The sequence below is a fragment of the Gemmatimonadetes bacterium SCN 70-22 genome, from assembly GCA_001724275.1.
In the GTDB taxonomy this organism is placed as follows: Bacteria; Gemmatimonadota; Gemmatimonadetes; order Gemmatimonadales; family Gemmatimonadaceae; genus SCN-70-22.
Window position 1 is genome coordinate 35,951 of the sequence record MEDZ01000076.1, and the last position, 24,140, is coordinate 60,090.

Sequence of the window (24,140 nt, forward strand, 5' to 3'; positions counted from 1 at the left end):
GGACAGACCGTGCCATGCGGTCCGCGGATGTGCAGATTTGCCTCCATTCGAAGGCACATCTCCTGCATTGACCAGACGCGTGACCCAGAATCCGGACCCGACAGCATCTCGTTCTGTCCGGGGCGTTCCGCCCGAGGGCGACGTCCCGGCCGCCGCGACCATCGTCTTCAGCGCCGCTATCGCGGCGGGTCTCGGGGAGCTCCTCGTCAGGGTACTGCTGCGGCACGTCGCCTCGACGTTCGACAATTCATTCTACCTCAATCCCCAGGCGATCTGGATGGGAGGGCTCGCGAACCTCCCACTGTTCGCCCTGTTCGGTTGGGTCGCCTTCACGCTGGCGCGCATGCGGGGGGACCCCGCACCGTGGCGCTGGGTTCTTGGCGCCGTCGCGTGGCTGGGGGCGTTCGAGATCGCCCTCGTGTCGCGCCGGTTGCACATCGTGGCGCAGTGCATCGCCGCGGCCGGCATTGCCGCGGTCGCGTTGCGGGTGGCGGAGGGGTCACCCGGGCGGATCGCTCGAGTGGCGCGGCGCGCGACCGTCGTCCTGGCGGCAGTCTCCGCACTCGGGGGTGTCGCCTGGAACGTGCAGCGTGCCATGCATGAGCGGCGGGCGGTGGCTGCCCTTCCGGTCGCCCCTGACGGCGCACCGAACGTCCTGCTCCTCATCCTCGACACCGTGCGGGCTTCGCACCTGAGCGTGTACGGATACGATCGCCCCACGACGCCGGGGCTCGAACGCTTTGCAGTCGACGCCATCCGATTCGACCGGGCCATCGCCGCCGCGCCGTGGACACTCCCCAGCCACGCCTCGATCTTCACGGGGCGCTATCCGTTCGAGCTGCGAGTCGGATACGATGAGCCGCTCGAGCACGACGCTCCGACGCTCGCCGAGACGCTCGGCGCGGTGGGATATCGCACCGGAGGGTTCGTGGCCAACACCGTGTATGGCTCGTACCTGCACGGACTGGATCATGGGTTCCAGCGCTACCGCGATTACCCCATGTCGGTGAGCGAGCTCTTCGGGGCGTCGACGCTCAATCGCTTGCTCATGCGAATCTGGAACCTGGCGACGCAGTCGTACGTGGAGGCCGGCGTGAAGGACGCCCCGGTCGTGTCGGGCGAGTTCACCGACTGGCTCGACGGGATTCCCAGGGGGCGCCCGTGGTTCGCCTTCCTCAACTTCTTCGACGCGCACATGCCGTACGACCCGCCAGCGCCGTACGACCTGATGTTCGCCGCGCGTCCGCCGCGCGTTCGGTCTGTCTACGCCGAGTCGCGCCACCAGCGCGATTCATCGGACGTGCACGGGCTGCGGGACGCCTATGATGGGGCGATCGCGTATCTGGACGCGGAGCTGCAGCGCCTGTTCCGGGACCTCGAGGCGCGGGGCCAGCTCGACAACACCGTGATCATCGTGACCGCAGACCACGGCGAGGCATTCGGCGAGCACGGCTTCCTCAACCATGGTTCGAGCCTGTATCTCCCCGAGGTGCACGTCCCCCTCCTCGTGCGCCTGCCGGGAAAGGCAATGCGTGGCTGCGTCGTGAGCGACTGGGTGAGCCTGCGCGACATCGCCGCCACGATCAGCGAGCTGACGCCGCTGGGCCGCGGTGCGTTCCCCGGAAGCTCGCTCCTGTCGAGGTGCCGCACGGCGGTGAGCGGCGCGGTGGCGAACGGTGGCGCCGAAGCGGCGAGCGATGCGGTGGGATCGCCTGCGTTGTCGATCGTGAGGGCACGCCGGCACCTGAAGCCCTGGTACCCAGCGGCGAGCGGCGACATCCGCGGCCTCATGGAGGGGCGATTCACCCTGCTCGAGCACGAGGACGGGCGCGTCGAGCTGTTCGACGTCGACGCTGACCCCGGGCAACAGCACGACCTTGCCCGGATTCCGTCCGTCGCGGCGGACCGGGCTCGGCTGGAAGGCGAGCTGCGCGCGCACTTCGCGCCACCGCACGCCAACTCACCGGATCGGCCCTGATGGCGACGGCCGACAGCCCGACGACTGCCGACGGTTCCACGCCGCTCCGGTCGTGGCGACTGGTGGCAGTCGGCGCATGGGCCGGCCTGCTGGCCGGACTGGCCGAGGGTGCGCTGCTCGCCGCCACTCGACATGTCCCGACGATCCTCTCGCCGCACAAGGCCCCCCTCGATGTCGTGTGGATTGCGCCACTCGCCAACGCCATCGTCTTCGCCGCCGCGAGCGCTGGGCTGTCGCTGATCGGCACCCTTTGGCGGAGACGGTTGGGTTCGCGGTTCGACACCTTGATCGTCGGCAGCGCGCTGTTTGGGATGCTCGCGATTCCGCTCATCACCCTCGAAGTCCTCTTCCTTCCAAGCGCGCTACTCCTCGCCCTGGGGGCGGCCGTGCTCCTGACGCGCAGGTTCGGGAGCCGGATTGTGTCCGCGACGGGAATGCTCGCGCAGCGGCTGCTTGTCCTCCCCCTCGTGGTCGCCGTCCTGTCCCTGATCACCACGGGGGTGACCCGGTACGCCGAATGGCGGGTTGCGGGTGCGCTCCCCGCCGCCGCCGTCGGGGCGAAGAACGTGTTGATCCTCGTCCTCGACACGGTGCGCCGGGATCGCTTTGCACGCGACGTCCGCTCGATGCTGGCGCCAACCATTGACAGCCTGCACGATGTGGGGACGTGGTACCGGCAAGCCTGGTCGACCTCATCGTGGTCGCTCCCCTCACAGGCATCGCTCCTGACCGGACGCTACCCGCACGAGCATGGTGCCGACTGGCCGGGGATCGGGCTGAGGTCGGAAGTGCCCACGCTCCCCGAGGTGTTGGCGGAACACGGCTACGCGACCGGGGCGTTCTCGGGTAATTCGTCCTGGGTCGTCCCCGAGCATCTCGGGCGGGGATTCGCACGCTTCGAGGCGTATCGCGCTATCGACGTCGTGCAGCGCCTGGCCGGCTACCGCGCCGTGAAGCCGATCCTCATGGCAATGGGCGTGCACGATTCGGGATACGGGAGACAGGCCCCTTCGCTGCGCTCGGCGCTGGCGCGATTCATCGACGACTATCATGGGCGCCCGTTCTTCGCGTACGTGTGCCTCATGGACGTGAACCAGGCGCTGCACCGCCGCCGGCTGTCACACCCCGCCTGGGAGGACGACCCGGACGCCGACCAGGTTCGCGCCGCGTACGATTCATCGCTTCGCGTGGTGGACGGCGAGATCGCGGGCATCCTGGCGGACTTGCGGACGCGAGGCGTGCTCGACAACACGCTCATCGTGATCACGTCCGACCATGGGGAATCGTTCGGGGCGGAGGGGACTCGTGACCACGACCCGGAGGGGCATGGCTCGAGCCTGTATCCGGAGCAGACGCGCGTCCCACTCCTGGTCATCCTTTCCAAGGCGAACCAGCGGGCCGAGATCGTCGACGTCCCTGTCAGCATCCGGGCGCTTGCCTCCACCGTGCTCGAGGCGCTGGGTTTCCCGGACGCGACGAGATTCGGTCGCGGACTCCCCATCCACGGTGCCGCGACGGAAGCCGCAGCGCCCGCCGCCGCCAGCGCGGTGCTCCTGACGCTGCGATATGCGGACGTGCATGAAGACGCGTTGGTGGAAGGGACGTCGTTCCTGCTGCGCCGGGCGGCCGATCGCGGGCAGGAATCCAGACTCTACGACATCGCTCGTGACCCCTTCGCCACGCGCGAGCTCGACGACGAGGAGAAAGTGCAGGAGATGCAGCAGCGTCTCGACTCGCTGCTAGGCGCGTCCTCGGTCCCGTGACGTAAGAACTAGTGCAGCCCCCTACGCGGGGGAGGCCAGGGAGTTCCCAGCGTTTTCGCGATGATCGCGCGATGGGTCGCGATGATGGCTGCGGCTTCTGACGTCGATGCGCGGTCGCGCACTTCGGCGGGATCGTCGCGCCAGTCGAAGAGCTGTTCGACTCCCCGGCCGTCGCGCATGTAGTGCCAGCTGGAGTCGATGATCCCACGCAGTGGCCCGAATCGCGTCGGATTGTTCGGCGAGGGATTCACCGCAGCCGCCGCCTCGGCGAGCGCAGGGCTGGGTGACACGGCGCCGTCGCTTCGCCACGTGACGGCGAGGGAGGTCCCGGGGAGCGAGCGTCCCGTTCCGCCCACCAGGTCGAGGAGCGTGGCCGCGAGGTCGCGAAGGGACACAACGTCCGAAATGCGCCGACCGGCGGGAACTCGACCGGGGGCCCGCACCAGTAGCGGGACCCGTAGCAACGTCCGGTAGAGCGAGTTGGTGTGGCCAAACAGGCCATGTTCGCCCCACTGCTCGCCATGGTCCGAGGTGACGACAAGGATGGTCCGATCCAGGTCACCGCGCCCACGCAGACGCTCGACGATCGTCCCGATCACGCTATCCTCGTAAGCGATCCCCCCGTCATACCGATCCCTTCCCTCACGCCCCCGCTCGAATCGATAGCGGAAGCCATCCGGTGGGTCGTGAGGGCCATGCGCGTCCATGAAGTTCAGCATCGCAAAGTACGAGCGTTCCCCGACACCGTCGCGCCACTGGAAGAAGTGGTCCGCGATCTGTGCAGCGGTCGGTGTCTGGGACGTCCGGACCGTCACGGTGCGCAGTCGAGGATGCGTGATCGCCTCGCGCACGCGCCATCGCTCGCCCTTGAAGATCCCGTCCATGAGGAGTTGCCCCGATCCCGTCTGCGATAGCGTGGTACTCCAGAGCGCCTGTTGCAGGGTGAGGGGATAGTCCTCGTAGTGCGTGAACCCCCGGGACAGACCGACCTGGTAGCCGGCATAGCCCGTGTTGGCCATGAAGGCGCCGGACACGTACCCGCGTTCGCCCAGGCGCTCCGCGAGGGTGGGGAGCGAGTCGTGCATGGGGTGCAGGTAGTCTGCGCCGGCCTGGCTGGCGTAGGCGCCCGTCATCATGCTGGCGTGCGATGGGGCGGTCCACGGCGCAACCGAGTGGGCTTGGTCGAAGACGGACGCCTCGGGCGCCAACGACTCGAGCACCGGGGTCGTGCGACGCTCGTAGCCGTAGAGGCTCAGGCTCGAGGCGCGCACCGTGTCGAGGATCAGGAGGATCACGTTAGGCGCGCCGGGCCGGGCTTCGGGAAGCGATGCGACGCGCCCCGCCTCGCCGAAGCGATGTCGCGCGCCTGCGGCGAGGCCGGCGAATCCCAACACGAACGCCCCCGCGACCGCCAGCGCCCGCGTCAGCCGCATGCGACGCCCAGGTTGCCGGGCAATCCATGCGCCGCACTGGACACCGACCCCGGCGGCGAGGGCCAGCTGGGCATACGAATGCAGCTGCTGCGCGAGGAGGAGCACCGAGAATGCCGTCACGGACGCAAGGACGGACGCCACCAGTACGAGCGGCAGGCGACGTCGCAGCACCAGCACCACGGCGACGACCGGGATCCCCAGCGCGAGAAATGCCACCAGGTAGCCGCCGAGTGCCAGCCATGCGAACTCGCGGCTGACCCAGGTGAGTTGGTGCAGGATCCGATAGCGGAATTCGGTGAAGGCGGTGTGGAGCAGCGCGGCGGCGACCGCGCCTGCCACGGCCAGCCACCACACGTCGACCAGCGTGGCGACTGGACGGCGGGTCGCGCCCTCGGCGTCCCTCGAGGGCGCACTCATCGCGGCACCGAGGTCGCCGACGGCATGGAATCGGCGAGCGCCCGCCGGAGGGCGGAGTCGAGCGCGGGCACGAGCAGGCGATGCGCACCCTTCGCGAGGTTCGACTCCTCGCGTGGGTCGCGTCGGTACGCGTAGAGCTCCACCGACCCGTCTCCATTCCTGATGTAGTGCAGCGAATCGTCGGCCAGCGAGCGCATATTCCCCCACGCATTGAGCGCGCCGGAGTCGGGATTGACGCCGCGACTCACTTCGGAGACGGCGGCACTCCCGCGCGCCTCGGGCGATCTCCACGTCGCGGCGAGCGACGTCCCCCCCAATCCTCGTGGATCGGGGAGGCCGCTGAGCTCGACCAGCGTTGCGGCCAGGTCACGGAGCGAGACCTGTTGCGTCACGCGCCTGCCCGCCGGCACGCGCGACGGATAGCGGATGATGAGCGGGACGTGCAGCAGCTGTTCGTAGAGTGAGTTGCTGTGCCACCCGAGGCCGTGTTCACCGAACTGCTCCCCGTGATCCGCCGTGATCACGACGATCGTGTTGTCGAGGGTTCCGCGCGCCGCGAGCGCGTCGCGAAGGGCGGCGAGGGCGTCGTCGAGGTAGCGGACGGCGCGCTCGTACTTGTCTAGCCCGCGATCGCTGGGACCGAAGAGCGTGTCGTACCGCGCGGGCGATGAGTACGGCCCGTGCGCGTCGAAGAAGTTCAGGAAGGCAAAGTAGGGCCGGTCGGGGTGCTCCTGCTGCCAGCGCAGGAATGCACCCGTGATCATGTCGGCCGACTTGGGAGCATTGTCCGGATAGGAGAACCGCGGCTCGAAGTCGAAGCGGGCGAGCGCGCGCGCCGCCCCACCCATCCAATGCGCGTGCACGAGCTGGTCCCACGCGTCGCGGAGTGAGCCGGCCTGGGCAAGGGTGGTGGACAGGACCACCTGCCCCAGCGAGCGACGATGATCCTCGTAGCGAGCAAAGCCGCGGTCGAGGCCGAAGCCGCGAGGCGTGGCAACCAGGTTGGCAGTGAAGCCTGCCGTGGCGTAGCCGTACGAGGCGAAGACGTCGGCCAGGGTGGCGTGCGCTCCGTCGAGGGGACGCGTCCAATCGCCGGCCTGCTGGCTGGGATAGCGACCCGTGAAGATCGACGCGTGCGAAGGGAGCGTCCACGGTGCAGTCGAGAACGCCCAATCGAAGGTGACGGCCGTCTGCGCGAAGGCGTCGAGCTTCGGCGTTGTCGGGCGCCCCTCCCCGTAGAGGGACATCGAGCTGGCGCGTACCGTATCGAGGATGAGGAGGAGGACGTTGGGCGCCCCCGCGGGAGCCGGACCTAACGCGGCAGTCGCGTTCCGTTCGTGCAGGGCGCGCCGTCCAGTTTGGTATCCCCAGGCTCCCAGCGTAACGAGCGCGAGGAGCAACGCGGTGCGAGCCAGCCGAGGGCGCCAGCGCGACGCATCGGCGTCGATGATCGCTGCCGTTCGCACCCCGATCCCGAGGCCGAGCATGAGCGACGCGTATTGGTGCAGCCGCGGGAAGAGGAGGAGGCCGCCGAAGGCCGCGAGCGAGGCGAAGAGGAAGGTTGCCACGCGCAGCGCGGGGAGGCGGGGGAGCGCCGCGGCGACCGCAACCAGCAGCAAGGCGAGCGGGAGGAAGATGACCACATAGCCCAGCGGCGCCATCCACGCGGTGTCTGGCGACATCCAGGTGCGCAGGAGGTCGTGCAACAGTTCGCGCCGGATCCAGGAGACGATGGCGTGAAACAACCCGGCCGCGAGGGCGAAGGCCGCGGCGGCGAGCAGGACGTCGAGGATGCGGCGCGAGCGAGGGCTCATGGACGATCTCCGCTAGGGCTGGAGCTTTGACCGCACGAGGTCGGCGATCTGCGTGAGCGTGTCGAGGTGGTCGGCGCTCGCCTCGTGCGCGGCGACCGCGATCCGATACTGATCCTCGGGAAATGTGACGAGGCGCACCGTCGCCAGCGAGTCGAGGATGCCGGTCGAGATGAGCGGCGTGTCGTCGGCCAGTTCCGACGGATCGGCGCCGGGAAGGAAGGCGTCGAGGACGTTACTCTTCACGGCAGTGACGACCGGGTCATTCATGAAGCGTGACGGGGTCGGGGTTGGGAGGCGGTCGGCCGCGTCGCCGTCGAGGGGACGCGCCGATGAGCGAGGCGGCTGGGGACGGGACTGTCGTTCGTCCGACGGCACCCTCGGTGGCGCACCCGTCAGTAGCAACTTTGGTGCTACGTGCAGGGGCGGCGTCCGGATCACCGTTCCGCCGCGCGAGAGCAGTGATGGGCAAACCGCGCGCGCCCTTCGTGCACGGGACGCGGGGCAGCTCCGAGCGTGTCGAGGATGCTCGGCGCCATGTCAATCATGGCGAGGTCCGCAGGATCGAATCGGTGGTTCGAGAAGAAGACGCCCGGGACGAGCGCGGGTGAGACGATGTGGTCGCCCCCCCACTTGCGCGTGTTGTCCTCGAACGTGGCATCGCCGAAGCCACCCAGCGCGGTGGCCCACGAGACGCGATATCCGGCGTTGAAGTCGACGACGACGTCCGGTGACTCGTCGGCGTACGTCCCGCGGTACAGCTCGGCTCGCGTGCGTCCACCGAGCACGGCCACCGCTCCACGCGCCGAGTCGTGCAGGCCGGAGAGGGCAGCTGCAATGCGCCCGCCGAGCGCCGGCGCCTCCGTGACCGGAACGATCCCGTCGCGTTCGCGCCCGGCGACGTTCAGGTAGATGCTCCCGAGCCCCAGTGCATAGGCGCGCGTGCGCCCCCAGTCGACCTCTCGCAGGAAGTCTGGGGTGGAGGCGCGCGGCGCAGCGCCCCCGCGCAGGACCAGCAGCCCCTGCTCGTGCAGCCAGTTGTTGAGGTTGAGCCCGCGCTGGAACGAGGCAAAGCCGTGGTCGGAGAGGACCAGGAAGAGGGTCTCGTCGTCCATCGCCGCCATTGCCATCCCCACGGCGCGATCGCAGCGCCGATAGTGTTCCTCGATGACGTGGGCGAGTTCGCGGACGCGCGCGCGGTCCTCGCCGTTGGCCGGGTGCCCCGGCTCGCGGAAGCGCCAGAACATGTGCTGCACGCGGTCAGGCGTGTCGAAGAGGACGAAGAAGAATCCGTCGCGGAGGCGCGCCAGCTCGAACTGCATCATCGTCTCTCGCTCGCGCATCACTTCCTCGCACTGCGCGAGGTACGCCTCCTCGGAGAAGCGCCCGTTGGACAGGCCGGCGTGGTCCTCCACCATCCCCGTGGTGTAGTACGGCCGCCCCAGCGCCCGGGCCAGCTCGGCGGCGTAGTGTGCCGGGTGCGAGATGGGATACAGCGGGGCGCGCGGGTCGAAGTTGGCGGGCGAGGCGTACAGCTCCACGTGCGGCTCGGTGCGCACCAGGAGGAAGCGCATGGTCGCGCGCACGCGTGCCAGGCGCCCGGCGCGGAACGTCAGCTGCAACCAGTCACTCCACTCCCCCAGGCGCACCGACAGGCGCGCGGGCTCGCCGTGGGTTTCCACGGTGGCGATCCCGGCACCTCGATCGACCGTCAGGGTGAGCGGTGCCGTGACATCGACGCGCGTCCTCGGGTGACGGGGCCCCACGAGGTGGCCGTGCAGGCGCTCGCCCGCACGTTCGAGTCGCACGAGGACCTCGCTCTCGCGAGCGCGTGCCGCCGGGTCCTCCGAGAGGATCGTCGCGGTTCCGAGGCCCCCCCGAATGTCGGGGACCCCCATCCCTGACAGGAGGCGCCCCGCGAGCCGGTCCGGGGGATAGGTGGCCGGGCAGCGGAGGACGGTGGCCGGGATCCCCGCGTCCGCCAGGTCCTCCCACAGGGGCGTCCCGCGGCGCAGGTTCACCGCGCGCGGGGGGAGCCAGGCGCTCTCCTGCTCGTACCTGCTGAGCGACAGGTCGGGGAGGTAGGTCGCGGGGTCGCGGCGAAGGAAGTCGAAGATCCCGTGTCCACCGGGATTCACCCCGGTGGCGAAGGTGGACCAGGCGACGGGAGTCTGCGCCGGCGTGGTCGTCGCCAGTCGCGCATAGCCGCCCATGCGGCGAAGCCGCTCGAGGTGCGGAAGCTCACCGCGCTGCAACATGGGCTCGACGATGTCGGGGGCGAACCCGTCGAGACCGATGACGATGACCTTCCGCGCGCGCCGCACGTCCGGATCGGGGGACGGAGGGGGCGGGCGCGCCGCCGCCCCTTATTGCTTGGAGGACAACTTCGACGCGATCAGCTTCACGGCACCCACCACCCGTCGCCAGAACATGAGGAAGAAGCCGGCGATGGCGGCAAAGACGGACGCGATCGGCATCAGGGAGTCGGGACCGATATACACGTAGCTCTCTCCTGGAGTGTTGCGGGGGGGCTGAGCCACCCGTCGTGAAGGCGCGCCGAGCCGCGGTCGCCAGCGGCGAAGGATCGTCCGGGTCGACCTGCGAGGCAACGCTATTGCAAGATCAGGGCACGAACGATCCCCCACCCCCCTCCCGGAGCCTCGGGCACCCTTCGCGCGGCGCGACGTCTGGCGCTGGCCGGCGCGACTATTGTTATCCGAGGGCCCCGTCCACGAGGACGCACGAGGGGGCGAAAGCGTAGCAGCGTCGGCACTTCCATCTCTCCACCAGGTAAAGACATGAGCAGAGGCGTCACCGTCTGGTTCACCGGACTTTCAGGGTCGGGCAAGACCACCGTTGCCCGGCGCGTACATGAATTGTTGCAGGAGCGCCATATCCTGTCGGAGCGCCTCGACGGGGACGTGGTGCGCCAGAGCCTCTGCCGCGACCTCGGCTTCTCCAAGGAGGACCGGGACAGGAACATCGAGCGTGTGACCTTCGTCGCCAAGGTCCTCACGCGCAACGGCGTCGTGGTGCTGTCGTGCTTCATCTCGCCATATGCCCGCATGCGCGACAACGCACGCACCGAGATCGGCGATTTCCTCGAGGTCTACGTCCGCGCGCCCATGAACGTCCTGATCGAGCGCGACGTGAAGGGGATGTACAAGAAGGCCATGGCCGGGGAGATCCAGGGCTTCACCGGGGTGAACGACCCGTACGAGGAACCGGTGAACCCCGAGCTGGTCCTCGACACGGCGGCGGAATCGATCGAGCAGAGCGCCCAGCGCGTCATCCGCCTGCTGGAGGAGCGCGGCTACCTCGCGGCCGGCGTCGTTGCAGCTGACCGTGCCGAGCTGGCGCGCCGGGTCGAGCAGGGGAAGCGCGTTCCCGGCCCCATCGCCCCCCACGGCGGGACGCTCGTGAATCGCGAGCTCACCGGCGAGAAGCGGCTGCAGGCCATCGAGCATGCCAAGGCGCTCAAGCACTTCGACCTCGACGACCGCGAGGCGAGCGACCTGGAGATGATCGGCGTCGGCGCGCTCTCGCCGCTCACCGGTTTCATGCGCCAGGCCGACTACGACACCGTCGTCGACTCGATGCGCCTGTCCGACGGGCTGGTCTGGGCGCTCCCGGTCACCAAGGCGGTCACGAGGGAGCAGGCCGCCACGCTCACGGTCGGGGAGGAGATCGCCCTGCGCGATCCCGATGGGAAGCTGATGGGAATCATGCAGGTGACCGACATCTTCGACTACGACAAGGAGCGCGAGGCGCGAAAGTGCTTCGGGACGGCCGAGACCGCGCACCCCGGGGTCGCCCGCCTCATGGCGCAGGGCGACGTCCTCCTCGGCGGCCCGGTGCAGGTCGTCAACCGCCCCACGCACGAGCTGTTCAACGACTACCGCCTCACCCCGCTGGAGACGCGCCAGCGGTTCGACGAGCTGGGGTGGAAGACGGTCGTCGGCTTCCAGACGCGCAACCCCGTGCACCGCGCCCACGAGTACCTGCAGAAGGTCGCGATGGAGATCGTCGACGGCCTCCTCCTGCATCCGCTCGTCGGGGCCACCAAGTCGGACGACGTCCCGGCCGAGGTGCGCATGAAGACGTACGAGGCCGTCCTCGAGCACTACTACCCGAAGAGCCGCGCCATGCTGGCCGTCTTCCCGGCCGCGATGCGCTACGCCGGGCCACGCGAGGCCGTCTGGCACGCGATCGCCCGCAAGAACTACGGGTGCACGCACTTCATCGTCGGGCGCGACCATGCGGGGGTGGGGAACTACTACGGCACCTACGACGCCCAGCTCCTCATCGACCAGTTCCCGGCGCACGAGCTGGGGATCACGCCGTTCAAGTTCGAGCACACGTTCTACTGCGCGACGTGCGGCAACATGGCGTCGACGCGCACCTGCCCGCACGACAAGACGCACCACGTCGTGCTGAGCGGGACGAAGGTCCGCGCGATGCTCACCGCCGGCGAGCTCCCGCCACCGGAGTTCACGCGCCCCGAGCTGGCGCGCATCCTGATCGACGCGTACGCCACGGCCCGGTAGCCGATGGCGCACGTGCCGGGGCGGTACGCCGACCTGCAGCTCCACTCCTCCGCCTCCGACGGGTCCGACGCCCCCGCGGAGGTGGTGCGGCGGGCCCATGCCCTGGGGTTCGCCGCCATCGCCCTCACCGACCACGACACCCTCGCCGGGGTCCCCGAGGCCATGGAGGCGGCGGAGGCGTTAGGCATCGAGCTCCTCCCGGCCTGCGAGATCTCCACCCTCGACGCCGGCGAGCGCCAGGTGGACCTGCTGGCCTTCGGGGTGGCGCTGGACGACGTCGCCTTCGCCCACCTGCTGCATTCCCTGCGCGACGGGCGCTTTGCCCGCGCCTGGGGAATGGTGCGGAAGCTGAACGAGTACGGGTACGCGGTCTCGTTCGACCGGGTGGTGGAGATCGCCGGGGGGACGGAGAACATCGGGCGCCCGCACGTGGCCCGGGCGATGGTCGAGGCGGGGATCGTCCCCGACGTGAAGTCGGCCTTCACCCCGGAGCTCATCCTCGACGGGGGGCGCTGCTACGTGCAGCGGGTCAAGGTCTCGCCGCAGGAGGCCATCGCCGCCGTTCATGCAGCTGGCGGGGTCGCCGTGGCCGCGCACCCGGGGCGTACCGGCCTCTCCGACGACGACATCTCGCAGTTCGTCGCCTGGGGACTGGACGGGATCGAGGTCCAGTACCCGCAGCACAGCGAGGCGCAGACGGCGCACTTCGCCGCGCTCGCCACGCGGCACGGGTTGCTGGTCACCGGCGGCTCGGACGACCACGGCGACGTCAACGAGGGGCGCCTCATGGGGCGCATTCGCCTCGCATACGAGCATGTGGAGCGGCTGAAGGACGCGGTGGCGCAGCGCGCGTCGGCCCTCCGCCACTAGCCTCGGCGCGACTCCCCATGGGCGTCTTCTTCACCGAAGCCTCGACCGCTGCACCTGGCGGCTCGCCCAGGCGCGGCACGGGGTTCCGCTGGCCGCAGGAGCGACGTCCCACCCCCCCCTCCGGCCCCGCCGTCCCCCCGCCGCCGCCAGCCGGGTGGGAAGACTGGGGGCAGCGCCTGCTCGTCATCGGCGGGATCGTCGCCGCGGCCCTGATCTACCTGGCGCCCCCGGCCGACGGGCTCAGCGCCGAGGGCCAGAAGGCCTTCAGCGTCTTCGTCCTCTGCACCACGCTCTGGATCTCCAACGCCCTCCCCTACGGCGTCACCGCCCTCCTCGCCGTCGCCGGGCTGGGGCTCACCGGGGCGATGAAGCCGTCGGAGGCCTATGCGGCGTTCGGCTCCTCGGCGATCTTCTTCCTCATCGGGATCTTCCTGATTGGCGGCGCGCTCACCGAGACGGGGCTCAGCAAGCGCTGCGCCCTCCTCATGCTGCGCCGCTTCGAGCAGTCCCCCTTCGCCTTCGCCATGGGGATGATGCTCACCGGGGCCTTCGCCACCGTCTGGATGCCGAACCAGGCGACGACGGCGATGCTCTTTCCCATCGCCATGGAAGTCGCCGCCGCCCTGCACCTCAAGCCCCGGGAGAGCCAGTACGGCAAGCTCCTCTTCTTCGCCATGGCGTGGGGGGCCATGGTGGGGGGGAACCTCTCCTTCCTCGGCAGCAGCCGCGCCGCCTTGGCGTTAGGCATGCTCCAGCAGCGCTACAGCCAGGGGATCGCCTTCTCGGAATGGATGCTGGCGGCGGCCCCCGTCGTCCTCCTCGGGCTCGTGACCACGCCCATCATCCTGCGGGCGGCCTTCGACCCCGAGCCCGTCGACTTCGGCGCGGCCCGCCGCGTGATCGAGCGGGCCGTGGAGAACCTCGGGCCCATGCGCCGCCCGCAGTACGTCGCGCTCGCCATCATCTCGCTCACCATCCTCGCCTGGGTCAGCGTCGGCGGGCGCCGCGTGGACCTGGCGGTCATCGCGCTCCTCGGCGCCGTGGCGCTCTTCGCCTTCAAGGTGCTCACGTGGGAAAAGGCGGAGCGCCACGTGTACTGGAACATCGTCCTCATGTACGGCGGGGCCATCGCGTTAGGCTCCGCGCTCGACCGGACCGGGGCCGCGAAGTGGCTCCTGCAAGGGGTGCTCGACGGCTACCAGCCGTCGGCGCACATGACGATCCTCGGGGCGGCCGTCCTGGCGCTCATCCTGTCCGAGGTGATGAGCAACGCCGCCGCCCTGGCCGTGGTCCTCCCGCTGGCCTTCACCCTCGCCAACCACTCCGGCGCCTCGCCCGTGGCGCTCGTCCTCGCCGTCTCGTTCGGCGCCGGGCTCGACTTCATGTTCCCGATGAGCACCGCCCCCAACACGATTATCTTCGCCTCCGGGTACCTGCAGACGAAGGACTTCCTCAAGGCGGGACTCCTCATGACCGTGGCCTCGATCCTCATCCTGCTCGCGGTCGTGCATTGGTGGTGGCCCATCATCGGACTGGTATGACGCAGAATCGCGGGGCCGTGGTCTGGTTCACCGGGCTCCCTTCCTCGGGGAAGTCCACCATCGCGCAGGCGGTCTACCAGCGGCTCCTCGACCGCGGGGTGGCGGTCGAGCTCCTCGACGGGTCGGAGGTGCGCGAAAGCCTGTCCCGCGGCCTCGGCTTCTCGCGCGAGGACCGCGAGGAGAACGTGCGCCGCATCGGCTACGTCGCCAAGCTCCTCTCGCGCAACGGCGTCGTCGCCATCTGCGCCGCCGTGTCGCCGTATCGCGCCACGCGCGACGAGGTGCGCCGCAACACGACCGGTTTCGTCGAGGTGTACGTCGACTGCCCCGTCGACGTCGCCGAGGCGCGCGACCCCGATGGCCTGTACGCGCGCGCGCGCCGGGGCGAGATCGAGGAGTTCACCGGCGTCAACGCCCCGTACGAACCACCCGAGGCGCCCGAGGTGCACATCCGCGCCGAGCGCGAGTCGGTGCACGAAGCCGCGTGGAAGGTGCTGCGCACCCTCGAGATGATCGGCATCATCCCCTCGGCGCCCGAGCAGGCGCGCTCGCAGCAGGAAGAGGACATCCGCCGCCGGCTCGCGTCGTTAGGGTACCTCTGATGCCGCCGCGCGGCATCGGCGCGCGGTTCATGGCGCTGGGCGGCGGCGAGGCGGCCGCGCGCCTGGCCGCCTTCGCCGCCACCGTCTATCTCGCCCGCACCCTCTCCCCCGCGATGTACGGCATCGTGGGGGTGGCGATGGGGGTGATGCTCTACCTCACGCAGCTGGCCGACGGGGGGATCGAGCTCGTCGGCGTCCCCCTCGTCGCCCGCAACCGCGGGCGCCTGGCGGAGCTGGCCGAGCCGATTCTCTCGCTCCGCTTCGTCGCCTCGATCGTTCTCGCGCTCGTCGTCGTGGCGGCGGGGCTCACCGTCCTCCCGCAACCCGACGGCGCCGTCATGGCGTCGTCGGCGCTCGCCCTCGCCTTCACGGGGCTCAGCGTCCGCTGGATCCATCTCGGCTTCGAGCGCGCCGGCGAGATCGCCGTTTCGCGAACCCTCGGCGAAGCCGTTGCCCTCCTGGCCATCGTCCTGCTGGTACACGGGGCCGGCGACGTGGGCCATGTCCCGCTCGCCCAGTTCATCGGCGCCGCCGTCACCGCCATGGTCCTCCTCGCGACGCTGCAGCGCCGCGGCCACCGGCTCCGGTGGCGCTGGGACCCGGTCGCGGCGCGCCCGGTCTTCGCCCGGTCGCGACACCTGATCGTCTTCACCCTGCTCGGCCTCCTCCTCTTCAACTTCGACCTCATCTACCTGCGCCTCCGCAGCGGGGCGGCGGCGGCCGGATATTATGCCGCGGCGTACACGATGGTCGCCTTCGCCGCCAACCTCATCGTGGCCTTCGCCCACACCGTCCTCCCGACCCTGTCTCGCCTGGAGGGGGAGCGCGAGGAGCGCGAGGCGCTGTTCACCACGGCGTGCGCCCAGGCCTTCGCCATCGCGCTCCCGGTGGGTGTCGGGGCCTGGTACATCTCGGCGCAGGTCGTGGGGGAGATCTTCGGCGCCGCGTACCTCCCCGGCGTGGTGGCGCTGCAATGGCTGGCGTGGAGCATCCCCCTGGCCGCGCTGCGCGAGCTCCCGGTGGTGGCGCTCATCGCCGCTGGCGAGGAGCGCGAGCTGCTGCGCGTCAACGCCATCGCCGCGGGGTGCAACGTGGCGCTGGTCGTGGCGGCCGTCCCCCGGTGGGGGCTCGAAGGGGCGGCCGCGGCAACCCTCGCCACGGAGCTGATCCGGCTGGGGCTGGCGGCGCACTACGCGCGGCGAGCGGGGTATCCGGTGGTGCCGCCGCGGCGCCTGTACAAGGCGACGTTGGCCAGCGCGGCCATGGCCGCCGCGTTGATCATCCTCGCCCCCCGGTCGCTCCTGGGCTCCGTCCCCCTGGGCGGGGCGATCTACGGAGCGGTGCTCGTGCTCGTGGGCGGCTTCGCGCTCAGGGGCCGGACCCCGGTGCTGAGCGTGTAACTTGCAGGGGCCTGGCGGTTGCAGGCGGGGTACGGAAACCGTCCTAATGAGGGACACTGACGTGAGGAACCGGTCGACATGAGGGGAGGCGCAGCGGGCTGGCGAACGGCGCGATGGCGGGGGGAGGGAGACGCCGCAGCGGTGCCGCCGGCGGCGCCCGCAACCGCGCGACGCGGCGTGCAGGGGCCGGCGGCGCCGGTCGCCCCACCCACCGGCTTCGAGCGCATCGAGCAGCGATTCACGTGGCCGTGGCAGGGGGTGGACTGGTCGCTCGGCTACGTCGCCTTCCTCGGCTACATCTTCATCATCACGTCGTACCTGGTGAACCTGGGGCAGGTGCTGATGCTGGCGGCCATGGTCGGCGTGACCCTCGGCTCGCGCGAGCGATGGAAGTTCCCGCCGATGATCGCCTGGATGGTGCTCTTCCTGATGCTCCTCGGCCTCACGTACCAGAGCACCGAGTACCGGCAATACGACACCAAGGCGCTGCAGGATATCACCAAGGTGATGATCATTGCGGCCGTGACGGTGTCGGTGCTGACGAACCGTGCGCGCATCCGGTTCTTCATGTTCTTCTACCTGGCCTCCTTCGCGCTCTATCCGGTGCGCGGCGGGATCATGAACTGGTTCGTGTACAACGCGACCACGCAGGGGCGCGTGGCGTGGAACTATGCGTTCGAGAACCCGAACGACTACGCGGCGCTCCTGCTCTTCCCGCTTGGGCTCTGCCTGGCGCTGCTGTACACCGAGCGTGGAAAGCTCATCCGGCAGGCGGCGTTCATCGGGCTCGCGTCGATCCCGATGATCATCTTCATGACGCAGTCGCGCGGCGCGATCCTCGCCATTGGCGTCGCGGTGCTGGCCTACTTCGTCTTGCAGGGAAAGGGTCGGACGCGATCGTTCATCGGCGTGGTGGCCATTGCGGCCGTGGTCATCACGTTCGCGCCGAGCGACGTGTGGAGTCGTCTGGGGAGCCTGAAGAGCGCCGGCGAGTCCGGCGACCTGCGTTCGGCCAACGACCAGCGATCGGCGGAACAGCGTTTCGAGATCTGGAAGGTGGCGTGGGCCGTGCACAAGCAGTTCCCCTGGACGGGGGTTGGCTGGTCCGCGTATCCCAACGCGCACGCCGAGGTTGCCCGGCGCGGGATGTTCAATCCCATCGCGGGCGGGGCACGCGATGCGCACAACACCTACCTGACGGTACTCGCCGAGACGGGGTGGATCGGCCTCCTCCTGTGGAGCCTCATCATCGGGTCGGCGATCACGACGGCCGTCCGCGCCATGCGCCGCGTGCGCCCATATGCCGAGGCATACGCGATGCAGCTGAAGGCGCTGATGCTCGCGTTGCTGGCGTACGCTGCCGCCGGGGTGTTCGGCTCGTTCGCGGGGATGAGTTTCACGTACGTGAACCTGTCGACGCTCCTCGCCCTCGCCCTGGTGACGCGCGAGGAGGTGGCGGCATTCGAGCGCGGGCCGCGCGTGATGCGCAGCGCGCTGCGCCTGACGTGAGCGGGAGGCGACGCGCATCGTGCTGACGCCTCGCGAACTGGTCGGGCGCGGGGTGACGGCCGCCATCGACGTGGCGCGTGCGATGCGGCCGGCTACACGCCGCGGGGAGCGCCACTTCCGGGATGGCTTGCGCTTCCGGCACGACGCACAGGGCTGGAGCGACGACGCGCGACGGGCGTGGACGCTGCGGCGGCTCCGCGAGGTGGTGCGCGAGGCCGCGCGCACCACCCCCTTCTATCGCGAGCGCCTGCAGCGCATCGGCTTCGATGCCGGGCGCGACTTCGACTTCGACGATTTCGCCCGCCTCCCGGTGCTCGAGCGTTCCGACGTGCATCGCGACGTCGACGGGATGCTCTCCCCCGAGGTCGCGCCGCAGGGGCGTCGGCGCGATGGGACCGGGGGGTCGACCGGCGTCCCCCTCGTCTACTACAGCGGCCCACGCGAGCGGGGATGGCGGCTGAGCGGGCAGGAGCACTTCATGCGTCGCCTCGGCGTCCCCCGGGGAGTGAGCACCGCGTTCCTGTGGGGGCACCACCTCGACGCACGCGAGCGCACGGAATGGCGCGAGCGCGTGCGCGATGCCCTCACCAACCGCCGTTGGTACGACTGCTTCCGGCTGGAGCCCGAGGTACTGCTGGCGTATCACGAGGAGATGGCGCGCACGCGTCCCGCGTGCCTCGTGGCGTATGCGAGCGCCCTCGACTCGCTGGCGAGCGTCCTGCTCGAGCGAGGGATGGCGGCGGACTATCCGCAGCATCGCATCGTGACCGGGGCGGAGAAGCTGTGGCCGCAGCAGCGCGCCCGGATCGAGCGCGCCTTTCCCGTCCCCGTGCACGAGCGCTATGGCAGCCGGGAGGTCGGCCTCATCGGCATGCAGGTCGCGACGGGTGAGTCGCCAGCCTTCGAGGTGGACTGGGCCAACCTGCTCGTCGAACCGGATCGCGATGGCGGCGAGGCGGACATCCTCGTCACCAAGCTCAACGCGGATGCGATGCCGATGCTCCGCTACCGGATCGGCGACGTCGGACGCTTTCCGTCGGGGAGCAGGCCCGGGCATCCGGCGCTGCAGCTGACGGAGGTCCACGGCCGGATCCTCGACCGGCTCCACCTCCCCAACGGCCGCTGGCTCCACGGCGTGGGGATCGCGCACCTCATGAAGGATTTTCCGCTGCGCGAGTTCCAGATCCGCCAAGCCGCCGACTACAGCATCGAGGTCGTGCTCGTCCCCAACACCGGCTACGAGCCCTCGCACGGCGATGCCATCCTGGCGGTGTTGCAGCTGAACCTTCCCGGCCTCCCCATGCACCTCACGATCGCGAACGAGATCCCGCGCTCGGGCGCCAACAAGTGGCGCCCCGTGCTGTCGCACGTGGCCGCGGCGGCCCACCCGACTCCTTCATCTCCCGTCCCATGAGTAGCCCGCGAACCGTCGCCATAGCCCGTGTCGATCCGGTCGGATACGACGCCTCCCGGGTCCGGCAGGGAGTGCGCGACGTGGCGCGCGCCCTTGGGTGGAACGGTACCGGAGACGCCCCGGCGTTCCGCGCCCTCCTCCCCGTGGGGGCGCGCGTCCTCGTCAAGCCCAACCTGGTGCTGCACCAGAACCAGGGGCCGTGGGGGGTGGAGCCGCTGTTCACGCATGCATCGCTCATCCGGGCCGTGGTCGAGGAGCTCCTCGACAGTGGCGCGGCGCAGGTCACGCTGGGTGACGCACCGCTGCAGGAGTGCGACTTCGACCAATTGCTGGCCGTGAGCGGCCTGGGGGAGTGGGCCGCGTCGCTGGCTGCGCGCGAGCCGCGCTTCAGCGGTCCTCACGACTACCGGCGCACCACGTCCCGATTCGATGCCGGGCTCCGGCGCGAACGCGAAGGGCTCCTCCCGGTCGATCGATTCGTCCTGTTCGATCTCGCGCACGACAGCCTGCTCGAACCCATCGCCGAGGAAGGGAGGTTTCGCGTCACGCAGTACCCACCGGCCGAGCTCGCGCGGACGCATGCGCCGGGACGTCACCAATTCCTCGTCGCGCGCGACATCATCGAAGCCGACGTGGTCGTCAACCTCCCGAAGCTCAAGACGCACAAGAAGGCCGGCGTCACCTGCGCCCTCAAGAACCTGATCGGGATCAACGGGAACAAGGAGTTTCTTCCGCACCATCGCATCGGAGGATCGGCGACAGGGGGCGACTGCTACCCGGGAAGCGACCCGGTGAAACGCGCGCTCGAGTTCGTGTACGACCAGGCCAACGCCACGCGCTCGATCGCGGCCCGGCGCGCCCTGCGACTCGGGACGCGTGCGTTGCACCGCGTGCTGCACGAACGGGGTGACGAGCTCGGCGTCGAAGGCGCGTGGTCGGGGAACGACACCATCTGGCGCACGTGCCTCGACCTCAACCGCATCCTCGTGTACGGCCGCACGGACGGCACGCTGTCCGAGGCGCCGCAGCGTCGCGTGGTGCACGTCGTCGACGCGATCGTCGCCGGCCACGGTGACGGGCCACTGCGTGCGGAGCCACTCCCGGTGGGGCTCATCCTGGCGGGCGAGAGCGCAGCCGCCGTCGACCTCGTGGGCGCACGACTGCTCGGCTACGACCCGGCCCGCATCCCGATCATTGCCCATGCCTTCGACCGCTTCCGCTGGCCGCTCACCGATTTCACACCAGGCGACGTGCAGGTGTCGGGGGCCCTGGGCGACGGCGAGGCGGCGGAGCGCGTGTCGGCCGCTATCGATCCCGCCGAGGTGCACTACCCTGCCGGGTGGCGTGACGCCGTGGCCGCCCAGGCGACGACGGCGCCGTAGTCAGGCGACGGCGCGAACGCTCCCCGGTGCGTGCTCGGCGCGCCACCAGGCGTCGAGCACGTAGAGATACCACAGGCGCAACGCGGCGCGCCAGCTCGGGGCCCACGCCACGCGGATCGAGCCACCCCGCTGCGGCGAGCGGCGAGTCGTGCAGCGCGGCGCGCACGTCGCCCCCCCATCGTCCCGCGATCCACGACGTCACCGGGATGGTGAAGCCGCGCTTCTTGCCGGTCGCCACCTGGGCGCCGATGCGCCGCTCGGCGATGCGACGCAACACCGCCTTCAGCGTCCCGCCATGCAGGCGCACGTCCACCGGGAGCGAAGCCGCGAACTCCCAGAGGTCCTGGTCCAGGAAGGGGGAGCGCGCCTCCAGCGCGTAGTGCATCGTGGCCCCATCGACCTTGGTCATGTACTCGGCGACGAACTGCGTGCGCACGTCATGCGCCAGGTAGTCGGACAGCACGCGCCGCGCGGCCCCGACCGACCACGGCCGCTGGCGCGCGGGGATGCTCGCCTCTCGCAACCGTGCCCCGAGCAACCCACGATCCTTGAACGCCGGCAGTCCATCGTTTGCGGAGAGGAAGGCGCCCAGGCCGCCCGTGGTGTAGTCGACGAGGTGACGCGCACGCCGCAGCGCGCCGCGCGGCGGGACGGCCGTGCGCAGCGCCCGCCAGGCCGGTCCCGCGGCTCCGGGAATCCATCGCGCCGCCCGCTCGATGCGCCGAAGCATGAGGTGGCGATCATAGCCCAGAAAGACGTCGTCCCCGCCATCACCGGTGAGCAGCACCTTGGCTGCCGAGCGCGACACGGCCCGCGACACGGTGAGCATGCCCAGCGCCGACGAGACCGCGAACGGCTCGGCATAGGCCGCCACCAGCGTCGACACGTCCGCCTCGTCGTCGGCCGACAGCGGGAGGATCTCATGGCGGATCCCCAGCTGCCGCGCGGTGGCCGCCGCGTCGGACGACTCGTCGGCCTCGTGCCCGGGCGTTCCGGCCGTGTAGGCCGCCACGTCACCGCCGAGGTGCGTGATGGCCCAGCAGACGAGGGCCGAGTCGATGCCGCCGCTGAGCAGTGCCCCCACCGGGACATCGGCCTGGAGGCGGCGCTCCGTGGCCGCCAGGAGCAACTCCTCGGCGCGGTCCACGGCATCGGAGAAACCGAGGCGGAGCGTCCCGGCATCCGGCGGCGTCCAGTAGCACCGCTCGCGGAGCTTCCCGTCCGAGAACTCCACGATGGTCGCCGCCGGGACCTTGCGCGCCCCGGCGTAGATGACGCGCTCGTCGGTGACGTAGCCGTACTCCAGGAACTCGGCCACCGCCAGCGGATCGAGGTCGGCGACCCACCCGCCAGCGCGCAAGGCGCGGACGGTCGAGGCGAAGGCGAGGGTCCCCTCGCGCTGCACGTAGATGAGCGGCTTCACCCCCAGGCGATCGCGAACCAGCCAGAGCGACGCGCGATCGTCATCCCACAGCGCGAAGGCGAACATCCCGCGCAGGCGCTGGACGAGCCCGTCGATCCCCCAGGCGCGATAGCCGCGCAGCAGGACCTCGGTGTCGGTCCGGCTGCGAAAGCGCTCCCCCCCCTGTTCCAGCTGGGCGCGCAGGTCCTTGAAGTTGTAGATGGCCCCGTTGAACACGACGCCAAGCCGCTCGTCCTCGAGCAGCATCGGCTGGTGCCCTGCCGGGCTCAGGTCGAAGATCGCGAGACGCCGGTGCCCGAGGATGGCGCGACGCCAGGCGTGGGTCCCGGCGCTGTCTGGTCCGCGCCGCGCGAGGGCGTCGACCATGGCGTCGACCCGCGCCGCGTAGGGCGACGTGGCGTCGGTGCCGACCAGGCCAGCAATTCCACACATGCGTTCCTGCCAGTTCGAGTGCCGGGGAGTGGGCGATTCGGGCCACCGACGTGGAGCATAATCCGGGCCGTTGTGGCCGGGCAAGCGAATGCGGGACGGGGTCTCGCCCCGCCCCGCATGCGCGCGTGCTGCAACGGCTCCTACGGGATCACCACCCCCGACGTCGCGGACGTGACGGCCGATTGGTTGGCGCCCAGGCCGGTCGCCAGGGCGCTGCTGAGCGATGACACGAAGGTCGCGTTCGGATACCCGCTCTTCTGCGCGCCGATCAGGACGCTCTTCTCGAAGACGATCGTGCCCTGGAAGGCCTGGACGTTCGGCGTCTCGCCGATGCCGTACCAGGAGGAGAAGAAGCCGTATTGGCCGTAGGACGCGATGTTGTTCTGGAAGGCGAAGTTCGTCGCCGCCGGGACGCTCGCGACGTTGATGTACTGCGACAGCGAGCCCGTCGTGCTCATCGTGTTGTTGCGGATGGTGACGTCGGACGCGTTCTGCATGATGCTGATCATGCGCCCGTCGCCGGTGTACGCCCCCACGTTGACGTTCTCCACGATGTTGTGCTCGATGAGGAGCTTGTTGAGCAGCTCGCCGACGGGATAGGTGTTGGAGCCCTCCTTGCCGGTGATCCCGAAGGCCGCCCCCACGTTGCGGATGATGTTGTTGCGGATCGTGATGTCGCGCGTGGCGCACCAGGTGCAACTACCCGACTGGTTGGCGACCTTGAGGACGAAGGCGTAGCCGACCTGTCCGTCGGTCCACGACCCCTCGAAGACGTTCCCCTCGATCAGGAGGCGCTGCGCGTTCTTGGTCTCGAAGAGGTTCTTCTTCGTCCACACGCCCTTCCAGCTGGCGGGGGTGTAGACGTAGTTGCGGCGGATCTCCACGTCGCCCGGGATGAGCCCGCTGATGGTCGGGTCGCCGCCGCCGAACATGATGTTCTCGCCGGCACCGGCCAGCGTGTTGTTCACGATCTTGAACGGACCGGGCCCGTTCCACCCCACGATGGCCTGGGAGTCGAAGCCCTTGGCATGGCACTCGACCAGGTAGCTGTCCTGTACGGCGGTGCGGGCGCTGTTCAGCTCGAGGCAGCGCTGGACGTTCTGCGTCGCCTGCGGGTGGATGTAGACGCGGTCGAAGACGATGTCGTACGGCACCTGCGAGAGGGAGCTCTGGGAGGCGCCCGCGCTCCCCATCGCCACCACGCGCCCGATGACCGACGTCACGGCCGGGGCGACGGTGAACTCGATTCCGCTGATCCACCACCCGTTCGTGGACGGCGTCGTCGCCAGCGCGGGGCCGGTATTCGGCGAGACGAGCTTCGGCATGAGCGACGCCTGCGCCGCCGTCACTCGGGTCCCCTGCGGCGGCAGGCTCCCCGCCATGTCGGAGCGGATGAGGATCCACCCGTTCGCCGACGTCCCCGTCTTGACCGGCAGGGTGAAGTTCCCGGAGAAGGTGGCGCCCGCCTGGATCACGATCTCGTCACCACGCTGCGCCGAGTTGATGATGTTCTGCAGGTTGTCGCCAGCACGCACGCTCCACGTCTTCCCCGTCACCTTCGGGTACGCGAAGTTGAGCAGCGTCGGCGCGGCCGGCAGGGAGATCGTGGTGGGGACGG

Annotated in this window: 15 protein-coding genes and 1 pseudogene; 10 read left to right on the top strand and 6 right to left on the bottom strand. The window is 69.9% G+C overall.

Annotated features, from left to right (window positions below; all coding sequences use genetic code 11):
• Positions 1–79: 79 nt before the first annotated feature.
• Positions 80–1,978: a hypothetical protein gene (locus tag ABS52_19195; protein ODS99997.1), complete on the top strand. Its 1,899-nt coding sequence runs from the start codon at positions 80–82 to the stop codon at positions 1,976–1,978.
• Positions 1,978–3,741, top strand: coding sequence for a hypothetical protein (locus ABS52_19200; protein ODS99998.1), 1,764 nt, complete (start codon positions 1,978–1,980; stop codon positions 3,739–3,741). The genes ABS52_19195 and ABS52_19200 overlap by 1 nt, the downstream gene beginning before the upstream one ends.
• 8 nt (positions 3,742–3,749) lie before the next feature.
• Here the strand turns inward: ABS52_19200 and ABS52_19205 are convergent, their stop codons facing one another.
• From ABS52_19205 to ABS52_19220, 4 genes are all read right to left on the bottom strand, one after another.
• On the bottom strand, positions 3,750–5,591 hold the full coding sequence (locus tag ABS52_19205) for a hypothetical protein (GenBank protein ODS99999.1): 1,842 nt from the start codon (positions 5,589–5,591) through the stop codon (positions 3,750–3,752).
• Positions 5,588–7,405, bottom strand: a complete 1,818-nt coding sequence (locus ABS52_19210; protein ODT00023.1) for a hypothetical protein — start codon at positions 7,403–7,405, stop codon at positions 5,588–5,590. Before ABS52_19210 ends, ABS52_19205 begins: the two co-directional genes overlap by 4 nt.
• A 12-nt stretch (positions 7,406–7,417) precedes the next feature.
• Entirely contained in the window at positions 7,418–7,672 is a 255-nt protein-coding gene (locus tag ABS52_19215) for an acyl carrier protein (GenBank protein ID ODT00024.1), read from the bottom strand.
• A 167-nt stretch (positions 7,673–7,839) separates the two neighbouring features.
• Positions 7,840–9,726: a phosphodiesterase gene (locus ABS52_19220; protein ID ODT00025.1), complete on the bottom strand. Its 1,887-nt coding sequence runs from the start codon at positions 9,724–9,726 to the stop codon at positions 7,840–7,842.
• Between the two features lie 1,071 nt (positions 9,727–10,797).
• On the opposite strand from ABS52_19220, the gene ABS52_19225 reads away from it, so the two are divergent.
• The 8 genes from ABS52_19225 to ABS52_19260 all read left to right on the top strand — a co-directional run bounded on the left by ABS52_19225 (position 10,798) and on the right by ABS52_19260 (position 20,667).
• Positions 10,798–11,949 (top strand): sulfate adenylyltransferase, encoded by a 1,152-nt coding sequence (locus tag ABS52_19225; protein ODT00036.1) that lies wholly within the window; start codon positions 10,798–10,800, stop codon positions 11,947–11,949.
• Positions 11,950–11,952: 3 nt separating this feature from the next.
• Positions 11,953–12,819 carry a hypothetical protein gene (locus ABS52_19230; protein ODT00026.1) on the top strand — a complete coding sequence of 289 codons (867 nt, stop codon included), beginning with the start codon at positions 11,953–11,955 and terminating at the stop codon, positions 12,817–12,819.
• A gap of 176 nt (positions 12,820–12,995) precedes the next feature.
• Positions 12,996–14,360 carry a hypothetical protein gene (locus ABS52_19235; GenBank protein ID ODT00037.1) on the top strand — a complete coding sequence of 455 codons (1,365 nt, stop codon included), beginning with the start codon at positions 12,996–12,998 and terminating at the stop codon, positions 14,358–14,360.
• A complete protein-coding gene (locus tag ABS52_19240) occupies positions 14,357–14,962 on the top strand; it encodes an adenylyl-sulfate kinase (protein ODT00027.1) in 606 nt (201 codons plus the stop codon). Before ABS52_19235 ends, ABS52_19240 begins: the two co-directional genes overlap by 4 nt.
• Entirely contained in the window at positions 14,962–16,362 is a 1,401-nt protein-coding gene (locus ABS52_19245) for a hypothetical protein (GenBank protein ODT00028.1), read from the top strand. Before ABS52_19240 ends, ABS52_19245 begins: the two co-directional genes overlap by 1 nt.
• Positions 16,363–16,539: 177 nt before the next feature.
• Positions 16,540–17,871: a hypothetical protein gene (locus ABS52_19250; GenBank protein ID ODT00029.1), complete on the top strand. Its 1,332-nt coding sequence runs from the start codon at positions 16,540–16,542 to the stop codon at positions 17,869–17,871.
• A 52-nt stretch (positions 17,872–17,923) separates the two neighbouring features.
• Positions 17,924–19,285 (top strand): hypothetical protein, encoded by a 1,362-nt coding sequence (locus ABS52_19255; protein ID ODT00030.1) that lies wholly within the window; start codon positions 17,924–17,926, stop codon positions 19,283–19,285.
• A gap of 71 nt (positions 19,286–19,356) precedes the next feature.
• On the top strand, positions 19,357–20,667 hold the full coding sequence (locus tag ABS52_19260; GenBank protein ODT00031.1) for a hypothetical protein: 1,311 nt from the start codon (positions 19,357–19,359) through the stop codon (positions 20,665–20,667).
• On the opposite strand, the gene ABS52_19265 is transcribed toward ABS52_19260, so the two are convergent.
• Positions 20,591–22,522 carry an asparagine synthase (glutamine-hydrolyzing) gene (locus ABS52_19265; GenBank protein ODT00032.1) on the bottom strand — a complete coding sequence of 644 codons (1,932 nt, stop codon included), beginning with the start codon at positions 22,520–22,522 and terminating at the stop codon, positions 20,591–20,593. The genes ABS52_19260 and ABS52_19265 overlap by 77 nt on opposite strands.
• A 140-nt stretch (positions 22,523–22,662) precedes the next feature.
• Positions 22,663–24,140: pseudogene (locus ABS52_19270) on the bottom strand (hypothetical protein).

Bases quoted from the DNA above. Each gene is read 5' to 3' on its own strand.
- ABS52_19210 (ODT00023.1), bottom strand. From the start codon at position 7,405: ATGAGCCCTCGCTCGCGCCGCATCCTCGACGTCCTGCTCGCCGCCGCG.
- ABS52_19205 (ODS99999.1), bottom strand. From the start codon at position 5,591: ATGAGTGCGCCCTCGAGGGACGCCGAGGGCGCGACCCGCCGTCCAGTC.
- ABS52_19240 (ODT00027.1), top strand. From the start codon at position 14,357: ATGACGCAGAATCGCGGGGCCGTGGTCTGGTTCACCGGGCTCCCTTCC.
- ABS52_19245 (ODT00028.1), top strand. From the start codon at position 14,962: ATGCCGCCGCGCGGCATCGGCGCGCGGTTCATGGCGCTGGGCGGCGGC.
- ABS52_19200 (ODS99998.1), top strand. From the start codon at position 1,978: ATGGCGACGGCCGACAGCCCGACGACTGCCGACGGTTCCACGCCGCTC.
- ABS52_19215 (ODT00024.1), bottom strand. From the start codon at position 7,672: ATGAATGACCCGGTCGTCACTGCCGTGAAGAGTAACGTCCTCGACGCC.
- ABS52_19230 (ODT00026.1), top strand. From the start codon at position 11,953: ATGGCGCACGTGCCGGGGCGGTACGCCGACCTGCAGCTCCACTCCTCC.
- ABS52_19265 (ODT00032.1), bottom strand. From the start codon at position 22,522: ATGTGTGGAATTGCTGGCCTGGTCGGCACCGACGCCACGTCGCCCTAC.